Below are 18,173 nucleotides of genomic sequence, written 5' to 3'. Positions count from 1 at the left end.
CGCCGCTTTTTTAATAATGCTTTGCTACCTTCGATTTGTAAAAGACATTATAGGTAGCCTTTGTAGATTGAAAGGGCGCCAGGGCAGGTCTTCCCCTGGTGCCTTACCCCATTTTATTGTGCGGACGGGTTGCCCAGCACAATAGCGCCAGATACAGCCTGAGTCCCAGTACTGTTACTGGCACCAAAGCTACTCATCACACCTTCTGGTACATTAATATTATTGACCGGCACTGTAGAGCCGACAAATACAGCTCGAGCTTCACCTGTCAGTCCAGAGGACGATTGCAGAGAAATAGCACCACCATTCAGAACACTCTCAATTGTCGTACCTCCTGTATTTTGCAGCACGACATTGCCTGAACCGATCGTCATATCAATCTGTGTGGATGTGATCTGCTGTGTACCAAAATCCACTCCCATACTGGCTGAGTTATATTGGCCAACATTGCCATCCTGATCCGTGGGAGCACTACCACCAATCAGACCGTAAGTGATCGTGCCGGCAGTGGTCCCTGCCAGACTAGTGATATCACTATTTGGTGTCTGATTGGTTGTGCTTATAAAGTGAGCTTGCTCCAGAGTAATAGGGTCATTGGAAAGCAGGCTTGTGTTGGCGGAAGCCCAGCGACCCCAGGTTACGTTCAGGCCTGTTGAATCGGAACCTATAGAAGAGGTTACAACGCTGCCATCGGTTTCAACGATAGCTTCCAGACCTGTTGCTCCGGTTGTGACAGGATCTTCCCCGTTAATCACTAACACTGTACCGACGCCGTTAGCACTGGTTTGAACAGCCACTGAGACAGTTGCAGGATCTGTTGTACTGACCGCTGGTGTAGAGGCGGTTTGACTATAGGCTGCAGTACCCCAGAAGTCTGAATTAGTACTTGTATCCTGAAGATGGAAGCCTGACATGGCGTGCTGGTAAGTGTTGTTTTCTGCACTATCTATTAGTGAGAAGAGCATACTACCTGAACCCGAACCACCATCAGTACGGTCCAGGGTGAACTGAGCGACATCGCTATTACTTGCCAGAGCTACCGGGGACGGCGTGGAGAATACATAGCTAGTACTGGTACCGGACTGAGCAACAGAGAATGCAATATCAGCATTGGTAATCTGCATGCTGGTAAAGTTGAGGTTGACGGTACTGCTCATACCTGAACTATTCACTACACCATTGGTTGCCGCTAAGGTCATAGTGGAAGTGGAGTTTGCGTTGTAGCTGGCTCCTGAGAGTGAGTTGGCCACTGTACCAAAGTTAGCGGTTTTAGGACTGGTAATAAATGGCAGGAAGGTCAGCATAGGCTCAACATCTGAGCTGGAGCTTACAGTCCACTTATTGGTTAGCCAGATGCCCCAACTCAGATTTTGTATAGAACTGGCGCTTACAGGTCCGAGAATACCGTCTTCAATGCCATTTCTTTCTGTTAATAAGGTGCAGTCCGTAGCGCTGCCGCAACGACCTTGCAAATCCAGGTGGGTTGGTAGCTGGAACTCACTACTGGACGAAATATAGCCACTCATCCCCTGAAGATTAAGTAGGTTAATCTGATTACTGCCATTGACGCTAATCGGTAGCGGCATAAAGAAGGGGGTTGATATAGTTTGTAGGGGGGTCTGCTCCATGGCGTAAGCCCCAGACAACGCAAGGCTATTAGTGGATGTTGATAGCTGATATCCACCAGCAGCAAGTTCAGCATCGCTGCCTGCAAAGTTAAAGTTTGCAAACCCCGTCATAGTATTACTAGAGGCGTCTTTCTGATAAGCATTCAGATCCAGTGTTTGAAGATCACCGCTTGCCAAGGAGATTGGATCACCGTCCTGATAAACCAGCCAGGTATCATTGTTATGGGTCAGATTCATATCTAAAGAGATGATCTGTTGATTACCATAGTCAATCAGCATTTGAGCATCATTGAGTACCCCGCTGTTACCATCCTGATCAACAGGAGATGTTCCCCCCGCGAGAGTATAGCGAACCATTCCTGATTTTGAGATAGCACTTAATGAGGTGACATCAGGGCTATAAGCATAATGCAGGCCTCTCGTTGATACCGTTGTGCCACTCTCTGTCAGGCTGAGATCATTACTGCTCCAGTAGCCCCAGTTAACTGTTGCTCCACCAGAACTGATAGATCCTGCATTCGTCAGGGAATCTGTTGAAGTATTAACATCGAAGGTGCCTGGTTGGTTACTCCACGCAGAGTTCGTTGTATTACCTGAAATAGGTGCCGTACTTTCCAGGCTGGTAAACTGCTGAACAGTGAAGTTAGAATCACCGTCTGCTGTCATAGCCACTGCAGAGGTGTTCCAACTAGTACTATTGCTACTGGATAGGAAAGTGCCATGAAGGATACCCGTTCCGGGTTCTATGCTAGCCTGTTCGGTGGCTGTATAGCCTCCCACGCCATAAATACTACCGTCACTATCTATACCGGATAGCTGATAGTTACCGAGTGCATGTTGGCCGTTATCACCTGAGAACTGGAGTGTTGCTGTGCCTGATGTGCTGTTCTGGCCATCTTGCAGAGTTACTTCTAGCTGATTGCCAGGTCCTGAAAGTGCCGTTGGTTGTAGCAGGTCAAACTCATAACTTTGCGATGGTGAGTTGAAGTTTAGCGCAAAGCTAGTGATTTCTGCCTGGCCGAAATCAACGGTGAACTCATTTAATGCAACCTGCATGGCTTGATCTGCAGAGTTGATCAGTAGAGTCGAATTCATATCTTCGGGGGCATAGGTAAACTGGCCGGAAGAGGGTAGATTGTTCAAACTCAACAGGTGATCTGCAGAGGTAAAGAACATCGGTAGCTCACCACCGGAAGAGATTCGAACACTATCAACATAGTACAACCAAGATCCAGCTTGCCATTGTCCCCAGCTGATACGGTCACTATTGGTGCCAGTGCCACTGTTGGATAAAGTATGTTGAACGCTTGGCGTTTGCTCTGCAACAAACAAATGATGTTGCTCGCCGTTGTCATAACTCAGCAGATCAAATGCAGAGCTTGTGCTATCGGCTACACTGGCTTGGGCTGCACTAGTTGCAATATTCTGCAGGGTGATACCCGAACTTCCGATATCGGAATAAAGTACCTGATAGTTGACGCTGCTATTATCGACCTGATCAAAAACTGCAGTGCCTACCGCATTGTTTAATGTCGTGTTCGTGGTTGAGCTATTAAGGGAGTAACCACCTGCAATGCGCTCAGCATTGTCGCCAATAAAGGAATAGGTCATATTTCCTGTTAAGCCCGAGCTATCAGCAGTCGCGTCTAAACCAGTAGTATGCTGTTGTTGGCTGGTGTTGATCGTCGTCGAAGTCCCTCTTCCAATAACGAGATCGGCGCTTGAGTCCGTACTTCTATTGATCTTAAGATCCAGATTGCTGAGTTGCTCCTGACCTGATGACGAGAAGTTAATCACTATAAAGCCTGAACCCAGGGTACCAATGCTATTACCACTGTTATCCGTAGGAGATGTTCCTGCAGTAGAGTCTAACTTGTACAGTACTTGGCGGCCTTCGGCGCTGGACTTATTACTCAGGTTAGATGTACTGGTTGTATCGGGACTATGGATATAATGCAAAGCTCCCACGCTACTGCTCTGAGTGTTATCAACCGTCCAGTTCGAAGTCCACTTACCCCAATAGACCCGTTTATCTGTTTCTGTCAGCGAGCCTGAGTCCAGAATCAAATTGTTTTCTGCTGCTTGCTGCGCGTCAAACTGGAAACCATCTGAACTGGCCCCAGAAAAGGCTGTATTGGATACACCACCTGGTGTTGTGGCCAGTGTTAAAGTATTCGCTTCGCCATCAGTTACCCAGCCTTGTGTTGAAGCCGAAGTGGAAGCGCTGCTATTTGGTACGTAGCTAACAATAATAGATGTCCCCGTTACTGCTGGTACTGTCTCGGATACGGGGTCTGTTGGCTCAGGTTCTGGCTCAGGTTCTGGCTCAGGTTCTGGCTCAGGTTCTGGCTCTGGTTCTGGTTCTGGTTCTGGTTCTGGTTCTGGCTCAGGTTCTGGCTCTGGCTCTGGCTCTGGTTCTGGCTCTGGCTCTGGTTCTGGCTCTGGTTCTGGCTCAGGTTCTGGCTCTGGCTCTGGCTCTGGCTCTGGCTCTGGCTCTGGCTCTGGCTCTGGTTCTGGCTCAGGTTCTGGCTCAGGTTCTGGTTCTGGTTCTGGCTCTGGCTCTGGCTCTGGCTCTGGCTCTGGCTCTGGCTCTGGCTTAGTAATGATGGTGTCTCCATCGCCGGTATTTATTATTAGATTACCGTTCTGGGCTGTATTACTTGTTGTATCCAGTGCCGCTTCACCTTCTCTATCCAGAATTGTCTGAGCAGAGCTGTTTAGTGCGACATCAAGCTTCGTAACTTGATCTGCGTCGCTGGTAGGTAATGCGTCATTAACATTGTTAATCAGAATACCGCTTTCATTGATGGCAACACGGATCTGTTCATCGTTTAGGTTTTCTTCTGATTGATTGGAAAGAATGCCATTAGCATCAGAAAACTCACTACCAATGCCTAAACTATCTTCAGTTTGGCTAGAGGGCGAGGAGTTTGCGTCTGAGAATTGACTACTCAAGCCTAAGCTATCTTCAGATTGACCAGAGGCAGAGGCATTCGTATCGGAAAGTTCACCATCAGATAAAGAGGTGCTGGTGCTTTCAGTACGGCGAGTATTAGATGAAGCAGAGGTATTGTTGCTTTCAGATGAGCTATCTTCAGAGCTATCGTCTTTTTGCTCTTCAGGGCTTTCATTTTCTGAGGAAGAATTGTCATCTGGATCGTCTTCATTAGACGCTGTGCTATTTTCCTCAGAATCCTCTTCCTCTGCGGTAACACTTTGCAGTATAGGGAAAGGCTGAATGGTTTTTTGGATCACATCGGTCGGGGATGCGGCAAAACCAAATTCACCGCTGGCAAACAATAACTCTCCAGTATCGTTGAATAAGCTGACAATACCTGAGTCAACGCCCAGATATAGACCTGCCATGAGGTTATCAGAAGACCAGGGGTTTATATCCGAAGGGGATACTAGAACAGCTTTGTAGACTGTTCCGCGAATGCCGATTGTAGCAACGGATGTTTCAACCTTATAGTTGGAAAAGCGTTTTTTACCAATCAGGCCAGTTACTTTTCTCATGCCGCCTTTTAACAGGCTAAAGTTTGCTTTACCGTTACTTTCTGCTGTTTGTTTGAACTGATAGTCATTGACTCTAAACTCAGTATCAGACTTTAGTGAGAGAATACTACCGTCAGAAAATCGTATATGAATACGTCCCTGTTTCCCTGTTTTGATCGTATCGCCACTTAGGATCTGGGATTTAGCTTTAAGTGCCAGGACCGAGCCGTCTGCCCGCAATACTTTGTTGCCGCCAGTGCTGATAATAACTTTGCCTGCGATATCGTCAGCTTTGACCCAGCCAGGCCAGGTCATTAGGGCCGGTGCGGCCAATATGGTGGAGGACAGGCCAACGGCCGATAAACCTATTTTAGAAAAGCGCAGTTTTATACATTCTGAAATAGCCATAACTAATACTCGTATTTCACGCCAATGGACACGACCTCCCGGTCATACTCATACAGTTCAATCGAAGAGCTGTTATCAATAAAAGAGGAGTTTAAGTTGACGCTGAACTGGTCGTTAAACAGATAGCGCCAGGACAGGTTGAGGGCTTTGTATTTATCATGGCGACGAGTGTTATATAACCAATCCCGTCCTTGGTATTCGGTATCCTGATAGATGGCTGCTGCAGTGGCAATATTTTTCTCGGTAATAGGCAGCTGTAGGCCGATGCTGCCACCAAAGAACTGCTTTTCAACAGAAGCTTTACTGACTGTAGTAACATCATCTGGAGTTTCTTCACCATAGTAGAGGTTAGAGAAAAGGATAGGGCTATTCCAAATGGGTAATACTTTATATACGCTGGCACCCGTGCTGACCTGAATAGAATCGCGCCAAGCAATACTGCTATCAGGATAGCTAAAACGTGAGGCCGATAGATAAGCACTGGCCGAAAGAGTGTTGCTGAAACTGTGAGTATAGTCTGCAGAAAGGCTGAACATGTTACGGAAGGCGCTGCCATCAGTACGATAATGTTGGCCTCGGGCGGTGACTTGAACCCGGTCTTTATTTTCCAGGTTATAACGCAATCCGCCTACGATATTAAGCGTGCTGTTGTTAAAGCTATCTTCATCTTGATAACTCTTATGATTGACGTCTCCTTTGGCAAATAATGTGTACGTTTTGTCCATAGGTTTGGTTATCGTAGCACCGGCACTGGCCTGAACATAAGAATCCCCTTTGCCCAGGGATTCGTCTGTGAGCTCTACCCTGTTGAGTTGATCTTCTGGTGCACTATTTAAGTTGCTGTCATATCCAGCTGTTATTTGAGCATAGACTTTCTTCGTGACTTTATACTGCTGCTCTCTTTTCTCTATTAGTGCCAGGTAGCGCTTAATTTTGATTGCAACTGCTTCCGGAGGCTCTTTCAATAGAACAGTGTTAAACTCTTGCTTAGCGGCTTCATTGTCTTCCAGCAAGTACATACCCCGGGCGTACTCTAGCCTTACCCTGTCATTTTCTGGGTATTGAATCAGTACTCGTTCTAAGGCCATCGTTCCTTCTCCGGGGTGGCCAGAATCTACGGCAGCTAAACCATAGTAGAAGTCAAATAAAGGCGTACCTTCCAACTCCTCTAAGTGTTCACTTGCAATATTGTAGGCATTTTCCGATTTTCCTTGTTCAGTCAGTACCTTTAACTCATTGATTAAATTGTCCTTATCTGTTTGAGCGTAAGGTGTAGAGGAAAAGGTCAATGCCGTCATAATTGGCAATATAGTGAAACCTTTTTTAAAGTTTAGCCATCTCATAAACTGATAACCCTGTGTGAGAAACTTAAGGCAAACGAGGCTGTCTGACTGTTTTGGCTAGACGCGTCGTAGAGAGCCGTAACTAACCCTCAGACTAGCTACTGAGTATAGAAAAAGCTACCTTTTATGAGAGAGAAATCTGATGTTCGTATAGTTGAATGATCTTATAACGGAAGGTTTTTTAGTTCTTATGCTCTAATAGGTGCGTGTAGGCGCTGCCTTTTAGTGGGTACATCTTTCACTCTTCTTTTATATAGCACTTCTGCTTTGCTGTTTGGATGCGGGTGAACAAGAAAAAGGTTGCTATCTCATATTGAAGTAAACACTCTTCAATATTCCTACTCACTTACCTGAAAATACGAATGTCTTGTATATATGAGTATCTTGTATAGATATCGCTTGCCTGGCAGACTGTTTTAGTGACTGGAGCTAAAAAAGATGCAGAGGGGTGAGAAAAATAAAAACCTGAAAGTATTAGAACCCTCAGGTTTTTAGTGGGCAGCAATATTCAGAGTGATTTACCAGGCAATGACTACATCACCTTGCTGAATGCCTATTTTATCAGGGTCTGTAGCAACCTGACCGCGAGCGAAGAAAGGTTGTACCTTTTTTAATGTAAGAACTAGTTTGACATTTTCCAGCTCAGTATAAGGGTTTTGCTGATTATCGTAGAAGGTACTTAGGCGATAGATATTCAGCGTATCGCCAGGTCTTAACCCTGCATCTGCACCTGAATTGATATAGATATTACGGCCATCGGTACGGGTAATTTTAGCCATAAAAGGCTGACAACCCAGAGACGCCTGCAGGTCTTCTGCTGCTTGCTCCATTACTTTATTCACTTTCTGGCCATAATCGCTGTTCCAGAAAGAGATGGCACCAAAGCCTGGTTTTTCATTCAAAGGAATATTCCAATTTCCTTGAGTATCATAACGTTGGCTATAGACCATAGAGCCACTAAAGCCGTCGTGGACATAAATATCCATCTGGAAGCGGCGTTCAAAACGTTTATCTTCATACTCCATCTTGTCGCGGATTTGGTCGATGTACGATTTTTCCCGCAGCAAGTCAGGGCGCACCATGGATATATCGCGGATTACACCGCTGACCACATACTGCACACCTAATTTTCCTGCAGTACTCACCGCTGTCGTGAGGGTACCTTGTTCCGTGACTGAGGTTGGAATGGCTTCAGGTCTATTATAAACCTGAAACTCCGAAGCATCTAAAACTCTTAGGCGTTGCTGACTGGAAAGGCGGCGACTTAAGTCTGCAGGTAGCTTTTGGCTGATCTTATAGAGGCCACCGAAAGTGGAGGACTGGGGATCAGCAAGATAAAATGAGCTGATTGCAGCGCTACGCAGGTAGTCATTGCTGGACTCTGTGCCGCAGGTATTATTCTCGGTAATGACATCGGCACTGATGGTTAGGTACATGATGCCATCTTTGATCTCCTCCTTCAGGATATTAATATCCTGCACAGAGCCATTGGAGCTGACTCTGAGGTTATCGGCGGTGATGGCACCATCGGTCATCTGTTGAAAGCTGCTGACATCCGCTCCAGCTTGCAGGCTGACTTGCTGAATCGCATCGCGAATGGCCGCTCGGCGTGCACTGACCAGATCCTGATGTTGAATAGAGGCCTGACCGGTTGCTTCAAGCCATTTGGCCTCGGCTTGGAAACTACTGAGAGCCAGGGTTAAACCCAGGCCCTTCAGAATATTGTGACGGATCTTTTGACTGAACAACCGACCACTCCTTGTATGATCTGAGAGTTATTAGTTCAGATAATACTGCCCCGGCTGAGTTTTCACCAGAGGGCGAGTAACCGCGCGGGTATCAGGGGACTGGCCGTGAACGGTTGGAGCAGTACAGTTCGGAGTCTGAACCGCGTCTACAGAGGTTATGCAGTCGTAGAAAGTAGGTTCCAGCACCAGTTCAAGAGTAGTCTCATAATTTTTATGAGACAGTTCGTAAGTGGAAATCACTTTAGCTCCGCGGATAACGCTATCCACGTAGGTACGGAAACGGTCATCGCGCAGCACCATGGCTTCAACGGTAGAGCCACCACTTACACGGGTGCCGTATACACGTTCAGCCAGAGCACGATAGGCATCCAGCTTAGAAGCGCGCATCGCCATTAGCTGGTTTTGGCCTTTGGACATACGAGGGTTGTCCAAATAGGCTCCATAGCCTGTTACACGAACAATAATGGGCTCAACTTTAGGGGTGTAGGTGTGTTCAACCTGCTGATAAACAACCTGCTGCTGAGGCATCGCCTGCTGTTGCATGTAAGCTTGGTTCATAGGTCCACAGCCAGCAAGCAGTGCTGCACTAGTTAGTGTCAGAGTGGCCAGTTTTAATTTCATTTCATCTCTCCAGATGTCCGTCACAGAAAACTTGCTTCGGCTTATTGCATCAATAAACAAAAATATTTCAATATTCTACAGTTTGTTGCAAGAGAATACGGCTTATTTACGCAAAAACTTTTGTTTAGTGATTTGTTAACGTTTACGAATATAAATTACATCAGGCTGCATTCTGCAGCAGGGCTCCATGATAATCTGTGGGGTCAGTACCCGATGAGTTTCCGTTCGTATAATTACTCTTCTGGGTTGAAGCTGCGGCTGCGGCGGCAGTTTGACATAACCCGGTGGCGGTGCGGCATTATACGGCGCCTGATGGTATCCCTGGGGATAAGCACAAGCGGTTAAGCCTGCAATTAAAAATGTGGTGCCCGCAACCTTAAGTATGTTTTGCATCAACTCAGACCTGACGTTTTATCCTAAGTAGAGAAACAAATGTTTCCAGAGTAAGACATGCTGGGTGCTCTGGTTTCCGGTATGGAGAATATCAACAACCGTTGTTTCGCTATGTATTAACACTTGAGCCGAAAAATGTAATGAATATTATCGGCGATTACGAAAAAAAGTTTAGAAATTATAAGGGTAACTTAAGTATGGCACATCCGGGGCAGGTATTTTTAGTGGGCGGGCCGGTTCGCGACCAATTATTAAGTCTTAAGGCTCACGATAATGATTGGGTGATAGTGGGGGCTACACCTGAGCAGATGTTGTCAGCAGGTTTCACTCAAGTGGGGAAGGACTTCCCTGTTTTTTTGCACCCGGAGGCGAAAGAGGAGTACGCCCTGGCACGTACAGAGCGTAAGCAGGGGCATGGTTATCAGGGGTTTATTTGTCATACCAGTCCGGATGTGACGCTGGAGCAGGATCTTCTGCGCCGTGATTTTACCATCAATGCCATGGCGTTAAGTGATCAGGGGGAGCTGGTGGATCCCTATGGTGGTCAGCAGGATCTTGAGAATAAAATATTTCGGCATGTCTCGCCTGCGTTTGCGGAAGACCCTTTGCGAGTATTGCGTGGCGCACGTTTTTTGGCGCGTTTTCATCACCTGGGTTTTAGCGTTGCACAAGAGACTTTAGCTCTGATGACTCAGTTGGCTGAAAAAGGTGAGTTGGCGCATCTATCGGCTGAGCGAGTATGGAAAGAAACCGAGCGAGCGCTGGCAGAGCCCGATGCGGAACAATACTTTTTACTGCTACGGAAAGTCCAAGCATTAAATACCTGGTGGCTTGAGTTATCGAAGAGTGATTTTGAACTGCCGGATCACCTGTCTTCTAACGGGGCTTCTCAGAGTGAGGGCGGTAAGCAGGGCGATGGTAGGAAAGAGTGTGTTCAGGAGAAGATCGATCTGGGCGAAGCAGCTCAGAATATCGCTCTGCTGCGCTGGGGATATCTGTTACATGATTTGTCAGCGGCAGAGATTAGAGCGCTGTGCGAGCGCCTGCGCTGTCCAAAACGTCATCTGGATTTTGCCTTGCTAGTACAAGGTTATTTTGGTGTGTTGCAACAACCGCAGGAAGCGGAGTCTTGTCTACAGTTGCTGGAGAAAAGCGGAGTACTAAAACAGGGCGGTTTATTTGCTGAGTTACTGCAGTTATTGCCTGACTCTAAAAGCGATTTAAGAGAGTGGTGGCAGCAGTTGGCAGAGCAGGTGTCTGAGGTAAAGGCTCAGGATTATATTGAGCAGGGTTTTAAAGGTCCTGAGTTAGGTAAAGCGATGAAGGAAGGGCGTTTGCAGAAAGTACAGCATTGGTTGATTGGCGCTGGAAAGCCTGAGGTTTAAGGCTGGACGAGTGAGCCTAGCGAGATTGGTGCAGTGTGAAGGGCGGGAGCTATTCTGTCTGTGATTACCGGTGTCGTTTTTTGTGGCAGTAATTGAGGTAATCGATGAAAGAGGTTAGCTCCTACCATTTTGGCTTCAGAAAGAAGAGAGAGTCAGTCCATATAGGGTTGGCTGATATCTGTGCCTTGCCAGGTTAATGGCCGTAACCACAGCTTTTGTTCCGTATGCGGGAAGCTCCGCCACAGCTGTTTGCAGGTGAGATCCTGGCTTGGTGGTATCATATCCGGTTCCATCAATGCCATGGGGTAAAGCATATAGCCATGGCGGAACAGGTCTTTGCGCGGCAGGCTGATGCCATCGTGCTCACCGGTCAGCTGGTCCACCATGACAATATCAATATCCAGGGTGCGGCCGCTGTATTTAGGGGCGTTTTCTTCCCGACCATGATCATATTCGATCTGGCGCAGTTGTTGGCTTAGCTGTTTTAACGGCAGGTCGCTATGAATGATCGCCATTAGGTTGATAAAGTTATCACCAATAAAGCCCACTGGCTCGCTTTCCACGGCAGCAGAGAGTTCCAGCGTGCCAAATTCATCGGCTAAGGCATCCAGGCCCTGAAGAATATGTTTTTCGGCCTGGATATTACTGCCCAGGCTGAGGTAGATGCGGGCCATGGTTATAGAGTTCCCCGTTCGATCTGTACGGCAACGTTACCGGCATTGGGTACGGCGCCAGGTTTACTGACTTTGATTTTCAGCCAGCTGACACCAAAGTCTTGCATAATCAGTTGAGCGATGGCCTCAGCCAGTGTTTCGATCAGCTCATAGGATGACTGCTGCACAAACTCGGTGACTTTCTGGCTGATAGCAAAATAGTCCAGGGTCAGGCTCAGATCATCGCTGGCGGCGGCGGGTTTAATATCTGTCGCCATCTCGATATCAAAAACCAGAGGCTGAGTAATTTCCCGTTCCCAGTCATACACACCGATTACGGCATCAACCTTTAAACCTTCGATAAATACGCGGTCCAATAGAGTCACCCTGTTACTTAATTTTATATGCTTGTGGTTATCGCTTGGTATCTGTACCAGTGATTAATGCAAGAGTGCCTTACTCTGTGTCGGTTACCGGCGGCAGATCCGTCAATGGCCAACGTGGTTGCACCTTGATCTGTTTGTCGCTGAACTGCCCTGCGCTCAAACGCTGGCAACCCGCGTAGGCGATCATGGCACCGTTATCGGTACAGAACTCATTGCGGGGATAATACACACTACCGCCCATACCTTTAAGGGTGTTTTCCAGTTGTTGTCGCAAATACTGGTTTGCGCTGACGCCTCCAGCGATAACCAGGCGTTTTTGCCCGGTTTGTTTCAGTGCGCGTTTACATTTGATCACCAGAGTATCGACAACAGCTTCCTGAAATGCCAGGGCTATATCCGCACGGGCTTGCTCAGTCAGAACGCCATCATTGGCTCCTTTTTCTGCTTCGATGGTATTTAAAGTAAAGGTTTTTAAACCACTGAAACTGAAATCCAGGCCGGGGCGATTGGTCATGGGACGCGGAAAGGTGTACTTGTCAGGGGTACCTTGTGCTGCGATACGGGCGATATGAGGACCACCAGGATAAGGCAGATCCATCATCTTGGCGGATTTATCAAACGCTTCACCAGCCGCATCGTCGATACTTTCACCCAACATCTGATATTGGCCAATACCTTGTACTTCGATCAATTGGGTATGACCACCGGACACTAGCAGCGCAACAAACGGAAATTCTGGTGGGGTTTCTTCCAGCATAGGGGCCAATAAGTGGCCTTCCATATGATGTACACCCAGGCAGGGTTTATCCCAGGCCAGAGACAAGGCTTGTGCGGTAGATGCACCCACCATCAACGCGCCAATCAGGCCAGGGCCTGCAGTATAGGCGATAGCGTCGATATCCTCGGCCTGGCAGTTGGCCTTGGTCATCACTTCTTTGGTCAGGGGTAATAGTTTGCGTACATGGTCACGGGAGGCCAGTTCAGGCACAACGCCACCATAGGGAATATGCATATCGATCTGACTGTAGAGGGCGTGGGCTAACAGGCCCTGCTCAGAGTCATATATGGCCAGGCCGGTTTCATCACAGGAGGTTTCAATTCCGAGTACACGCATGGGATTCACTAACTACTTGAAGGATTGGGGCGATTTTACCTATATGGTCGAAAAATGACACTAAAAGTCGACGAAAACCGGGGGATCTGGTTTGCATGTGATGGGTAAAGCCTATAGAATCATGCGTCCCCTAAGGCTGCTACCTATATTTATAGAGGTAGCCTCAATTTTTTTAATCCTAATTTATTTAAGGTGGTGAGTCTTTCATGCCTGCTGTTAAAGTTAAAGACAACGAGCCGTTTGACGTTGCTCTACGTCGTTTTAAGCGTTCTTGTGAAAAAGCTGGTATCTTAGCCGAAGTACGTCGTCGTGAATTCTACAAGAAACCTACTTGGGTTCGTAAGCGTAAAGCAGCTGCAGCTGTTAAGCGTCACGCTAAAAAGGTACAACGCGAGCAGAAACGCTTCGAGCGTCTGTACTAAGCAACCTCTTGTAGGTGCTCTCTTGTCAGGCTTGAGTCTACAAGAGGCGAGTCAACCTCAACGGTTGTCTTTATAGGGGTTAAAACGGCTGCCTTCTGGCAGCCGTTTTTCATTTCTGGTGCTTTTGTCTGGATCTGGTGTAATGGCTGGACGAATCCCCCAATATTTTATTGATGATCTGCTTGCCCGAACCGATGTGGTGGATGTGGTCTCTTCAGTGGTAAAACTGAAGAAAAGTGGCCGCAATTGGCATGGTCTCTGTCCGTTTCATAACGAAAAAACACCTTCCTTCACGGTTAGTCAGGAAAAGCAGTTTTATCACTGTTTTGGTTGCGGTGCCCATGGTAATGCCGTTGGTTTTCTGATGGAGCACGACCACATGACCTATGTGGAGGCGATCGAAGATCTGGCGAGACAGCAAGGCTTGGATGTTCCCAGGGAAGAGAGCGAGTTTCAGTCTAAGCAACGTAAGGTCGCTCAGAAAAGCCAGGAAGTAATGGAGCTTTCGGCGAAATTCTATCAGGATCAGCTGCACTCACATCCGCAGCAAGCAGTGGCTCAGGCTTACCTGAATAAGCGTGGACTGAATCCTGATATTATTAACAAGTTTGGTATCGGTTATGCCCCCGAAGGGTGGGATAACCTGAAAAATCATCTGCTGGAAAAAACGATCAGCGAAAAAGAGCAGGTGAACTTTGGTCTGCTGGTGCATAAAGAAGAAACCGGTCGCACCTATGATCGCTTCCGTCATCGCATCATGTTTCCGATCAAAGATTGGCGTGGCAAGGTGATCGCCTTTGGTGGACGGGTATTGGGGGATGAAAAGCCCAAGTATCTGAATTCACCGGAAACCCAGGTCTTCCAGAAGGGGAAAGAGCTTTACGGTCTGTATGAGGCCCGCACTGCATCGGGATCGCTGGAGCGATTGATGGTGGTGGAGGGCTATATGGATGTGGTCGCTTTGTCTCAGGCGGGTATTAACTATGCCGTAGCGACATTGGGTACATCGGCCACCGCAGATCATATGGAGCGTCTGTTTAAGCTGGTGCCTGAGGTGGTGTTCTGCTTTGACGGCGATGCGGCAGGCTTAAAGGCGGCAGAAAGGGCATTGGATAATGTGTTGCCCTTTATGATTGATGGTCGTCAGGCGCGTTTTCTGTTTTTGCCTGAGGGTGAAGATCCTGATTCTCTGGTGGGTAAGGTCGGTAAAAACTTGTTCGAGCAGCGTGTGGTGCGTGCCGCTCCTTTGTCGGAGTATCTGTTCTGGCAGTTGCAGCAAGGCCTGCAGATGGATCAGCCAGAAGCCAAAGCGCAGCTGAAACAACGGGCGATTCCTCTGCTGCAACGTATCCCCAAAGGGCTGTTGCAAACGCTGTTGGTACAGAAGCTGGCCGGTTTGATTGGTGTCAGCGAAGAGCATTTATCCCCGCTATTATTGGAAGTGGCTGACGCGCCTACGCCAAGGTCTTCATCTGCAGGGGCGCAATCTGGTCGTTATGAGTCTGCCCTGTCTTCGAGTGCTGTAGAATCAAGGGCTGGGAGCTATGATGATTATGATGTCTATGATAGCTATATGGGCCATGGCGATGAGAGCGGAAGCGAGTATGGTGATAGTGGTGAATACAGCGATTATGCGCAATTAAATGCCGTTGAGAGTTTTTCCCTGTCTTATGCTAAACGCCTGCTGACCTGGTTGGTGCATCAACCTGCAATATGGGGTGCGCTGACTGATGAGCAGAAGCAGCAGTTGCAGCAGTTAAGCGACGAAAACTTGTCTCATCAGGCAGGGCAATTGATGAAAAAATTGGTCGAGTACTTGAATTCTGAACCAAAAGCCACCACTCAGAGTATCCTGGCCCACTGGTATGGCACTCCCGAGGGAGAATTACTGGGACGGGTTTCAGTAGAGGATATATTAATACCAGCTGAGATGCTGATATCCGAATTTCAGGCATGGCTTCATTCATTGGAGCATAAAAGGGCTGAGCAGCAGCGCAGTCGTCGGTTTGATGAGCTGACAAATAAGAGCCGTTCCGGTCAGGCTCTGACCCAGGCCGAAAAACAAGAACTGGTTATGCTGATTCAGGCCCAACACGCACCGGCAGGGGCGATTGGGCAAAAGCAATAGCCAGATTAATGACTTATATGAGTACGCGGGTGGAAGTCAAGGGCTTTTTAATGCTATAATTTAACGCTTAGCATTTTTCTCACCTCGTTCTATGCACTATTTTTGAGATAGGGTATCTATGGCTGGAAATGAGCAGCAACAGTCGCGCTTGAAGGAACTGATTGCCCGCGGTAAAGAGCAGGGCTACCTCACTTACGCAGAAGTAAATGATCACCTCCCGGAAGATATTTCTGATCCCGATCAGGTTGAAGATATTATCCGTATGATCAACGACATGGGGATTTCAGTTTCTGAAGAAGCGCCCGATGCCGAAACTCTTTTGATGACCGACGGTGACTCTTCCGGCGATGAAGAAGTTACAGAAGAAGCCGTAGCCGCATTGGCTGCAGTGGAGTCTGATGTAGGTCGAACCACTGATCCAGTACGCATGTATATGCGTGAGATGGGTACGGTTGAACTTCTGACCCGTGAGGGTGAGATTGTTATTGCCAAGCGCATCGAAGAAGGTTTGCGTCAGGTTATGCACTCCTTGGCTTATCTGCCTGGTCAGGTGGATCAGGTCTTGGCTGTGTATGATGAAACTCAGACCGAAGAAGGGCGTTTGAGTGATCTTCTGATCGGTTATATCGACCCTGATGATGACTCTGCGATTCCTGCAGAAGCTGAAATCGCCCCGGAAGATCTGGATGACGATGAAGATGATGAGGACGACGATGAAGAGGGTGGTGACGGCGGTCCTGACCCTGAAGAAGCCCGCATCCGTTTTACTCGTCTGAGAGAGTTGAATGATGCAGTGCGTACAGCTGGCGAAAAGTCCGGTTTAGACAGTGCTGAGTATCGTAAAGCTCAGGCTGAGCTGGCTGAACATTTCTCGCCAATTAAGCTGACACCTAAATATTTCGATATGATGGTGGCGCGCGTACGTGATGGTATGGACGGCATTCGCTTCCAGGAGCGGCGCATCATGCAAATGTGTGTGCGTAAAGCTAAGATGAGCCGTAAAGAGTTTATCTCCAGCTTCCCTGGTAACGAAACAGATCTGGAGTGGCTGGATCGTATACTGGCAGATGAGCCCGTATATGCGAGTAAGCTGCGTTTGATGCGTACTGATATTGTGCGTGCTCAGCGTAAGATTGCTAATACTGAACAAGAGTTAAAGCTGTCTCTGAGTGAGATTAAAGAAGTCAATCGCCGCATGTCTATTGGTGAGGCCAAAGCTCGTCGTGCGAAAAAAGAGATGGTTGAGGCCAACCTGCGTCTGGTGATTTCTATCGCTAAGAAATACACCAACCGTGGTTTACAATTCCTGGATCTGATCCAGGAAGGTAATATCGGTTTGATGAAAGCGGTTGATAAATTTGAATACCGTCGTGGTTACAAGTTCTCCACCTATGCTACCTGGTGGATTCGTCAGGCGATTACCCGTTCTATTGCGGATCAGGCCCGTACGATCCGTATTCCGGTGCATATGATCGAAACGATCAACAAGCTGAACCGTGTGTCTCGTCAGATGCTCCAGGAGATGGGCCGCGAGCCGACTCCGGAAGAGCTGGGTGAGCGTATGGAGATGCCGGAAGATAAAGTCCGTAAAGTATTGAAGATCGCTAAAGAGCCGATCTCTATGGAAACACCGATTGGTGACGATGAAGATTCCCATCTGGGTGACTTTATTGAAGATACTGCTATGGAATCTCCGGTGGACTCTGCGACTGGTGAAGGTTTGGTTGAAGCAACCCGCTCTGTATTGGGAGGCTTGACAGGTCGTGAGGCAAAAGTACTGCGTATGCGCTTCGGTATTGATATGAATACCGATCACACTCTGGAAGAGGTTGGCAAGCAGTTTGATGTAACACGTGAGCGTATTCGTCAGATTGAAGCTAAGGCGCTGCGTAAGCTGCGTCATCCGACCCGATCTGAGCATTTAAGAAGTTTTATTGACGAGTAAGTCAGAAGGCTCGCTTAGTTTGATTGGTAAACCCTGGTGTTGTCACCGGGGTTTATTTTTTCATACTGCAACAATTCAGGGTGTCAAAAAAGCTATGCCGTATCGCAAGGGGCTAAGTAGAAAGTAGATCTATATTGGGAAGGGTATTTGCCGCGTCATTAGAGACTGCTAGTAGTCAGTCATCATGAAAACATAGAGTGCTAGACTTGTTCTCAAAAGGTGGAAGTCACCTGACCAGTTGAGGGCAATCTGAATGAAAAAGCGTTATGTAGTGAAGTTGACTGAAGAAGAACGTAATCACTTAATTGATCTGGTTACACGAGGCCGTGTAGCGGCTTATCGTCGACGTCATGCAGAAGTCTTACTGCTGGTTGACGAAGGTGAGCATGGCCCTTCTCTTACTGATCGTGACGCTGCCGAAAGAGTGAGATATAGCCGGCGTACTATTGAGCAAATCCGGGAACGCTGCGTGACAGAGGGCTTGGCACAAGCACTTGAGCGTAA

12 protein-coding genes are annotated in these 18,173 nt (G+C 47.7%); 5 read left to right on the top strand and 7 right to left on the bottom strand.

Annotated elements, in window-relative coordinates; genetic code table 11:
- Positions 1-113: 113 nt before the first annotated feature.
- From H579_RS28580 to H579_RS27890, 4 genes are all read right to left on the bottom strand, one after another.
- Entirely contained in the window at positions 114-5,531 is a 5,418-nt protein-coding gene (locus tag H579_RS28580; protein WP_084624083.1) for a FecR family protein, read from the bottom strand.
- A 2-nt stretch (positions 5,532-5,533) separates the two neighbouring features.
- The gene (locus H579_RS27895) at positions 5,534-6,874 is read right to left on the bottom strand and encodes a tetratricopeptide repeat protein (RefSeq protein ID WP_051227561.1); all 1,341 of its coding nucleotides are present in this window, start codon (positions 6,872-6,874) and stop codon (positions 5,534-5,536) included.
- 518 nt (positions 6,875-7,392) lie between these two features.
- Positions 7,393-8,622, bottom strand: coding sequence for a flagellar assembly protein T N-terminal domain-containing protein (locus H579_RS0111845; protein ID WP_028300856.1), 1,230 nt, complete (start codon positions 8,620-8,622; stop codon positions 7,393-7,395).
- 30 nt (positions 8,623-8,652) lie between these two features.
- On the bottom strand, positions 8,653-9,243 hold the full coding sequence (locus H579_RS27890; protein ID WP_051227560.1) for an LPP20 family lipoprotein: 591 nt from the start codon (positions 9,241-9,243) through the stop codon (positions 8,653-8,655).
- A gap of 590 nt (positions 9,244-9,833) precedes the next feature.
- On the opposite strand from H579_RS27890, the gene H579_RS0111830 reads away from it, so the two are divergent.
- Positions 9,834-11,021 carry a tRNA nucleotidyltransferase/poly(A) polymerase-related protein gene (locus tag H579_RS0111830; protein ID WP_028300854.1) on the top strand — a complete coding sequence of 396 codons (1,188 nt, stop codon included), beginning with the start codon at positions 9,834-9,836 and terminating at the stop codon, positions 11,019-11,021.
- A 152-nt stretch (positions 11,022-11,173) separates the two neighbouring features.
- Here the strand turns inward: H579_RS0111830 and folK are convergent, their stop codons facing one another.
- The 3 genes from folK to tsaD all read right to left on the bottom strand — a co-directional run bounded on the left by folK (position 11,174) and on the right by tsaD (position 13,174).
- Positions 11,174-11,695 (bottom strand): 2-amino-4-hydroxy-6-hydroxymethyldihydropteridine diphosphokinase, encoded by a 522-nt coding sequence (gene folK / locus H579_RS0111825; protein ID WP_028300853.1) that lies wholly within the window; start codon positions 11,693-11,695, stop codon positions 11,174-11,176.
- Between the two features lie 2 nt (positions 11,696-11,697).
- Complete coding sequence (folB, locus tag H579_RS0111820; protein WP_028300852.1) at positions 11,698-12,051, bottom strand: dihydroneopterin aldolase; 354 nt, start codon at positions 12,049-12,051, stop codon at positions 11,698-11,700.
- Between the two features lie 79 nt (positions 12,052-12,130).
- Positions 12,131-13,174 (bottom strand): tRNA (adenosine(37)-N6)-threonylcarbamoyltransferase complex transferase subunit TsaD, encoded by a 1,044-nt coding sequence (tsaD, locus tag H579_RS0111815; protein WP_028300851.1) that lies wholly within the window; start codon positions 13,172-13,174, stop codon positions 12,131-12,133.
- A 206-nt stretch (positions 13,175-13,380) separates the two neighbouring features.
- On the opposite strand from tsaD, the gene rpsU reads away from it, so the two are divergent.
- The 4 genes from rpsU to H579_RS0111790 all read left to right on the top strand — a co-directional run.
- On the top strand, positions 13,381-13,596 hold the full coding sequence (gene rpsU, locus H579_RS0111810) for a 30S ribosomal protein S21 (protein WP_028300850.1): 216 nt from the start codon (positions 13,381-13,383) through the stop codon (positions 13,594-13,596).
- 142 nt (positions 13,597-13,738) lie between these two features.
- Positions 13,739-15,724 (top strand): DNA primase, encoded by a 1,986-nt coding sequence (dnaG, locus tag H579_RS0111800; RefSeq protein ID WP_028300849.1) that lies wholly within the window; start codon positions 13,739-13,741, stop codon positions 15,722-15,724.
- A gap of 118 nt (positions 15,725-15,842) precedes the next feature.
- Positions 15,843-17,669 (top strand): RNA polymerase sigma factor RpoD, encoded by a 1,827-nt coding sequence (gene rpoD / locus H579_RS0111795; protein WP_028300848.1) that lies wholly within the window; start codon positions 15,843-15,845, stop codon positions 17,667-17,669.
- Between the two features lie 253 nt (positions 17,670-17,922).
- Positions 17,923-18,173 (top strand): helix-turn-helix domain-containing protein (locus H579_RS0111790; RefSeq protein WP_028300847.1); only part of this gene is annotated, 251 nt, incomplete at its 3' end.

Origin of the sequence: Oceanospirillum beijerinckii DSM 7166 (assembly GCF_000422425.1) — a bacterium.
Taxonomy (GTDB): domain Bacteria; phylum Pseudomonadota; class Gammaproteobacteria; order Pseudomonadales; family Halomonadaceae; genus Oceanospirillum; species Oceanospirillum beijerinckii.
The sequence above is the reverse complement of the archived record's forward strand: the minus strand, read 5'-3'. Positions and strand labels throughout refer to the sequence as shown.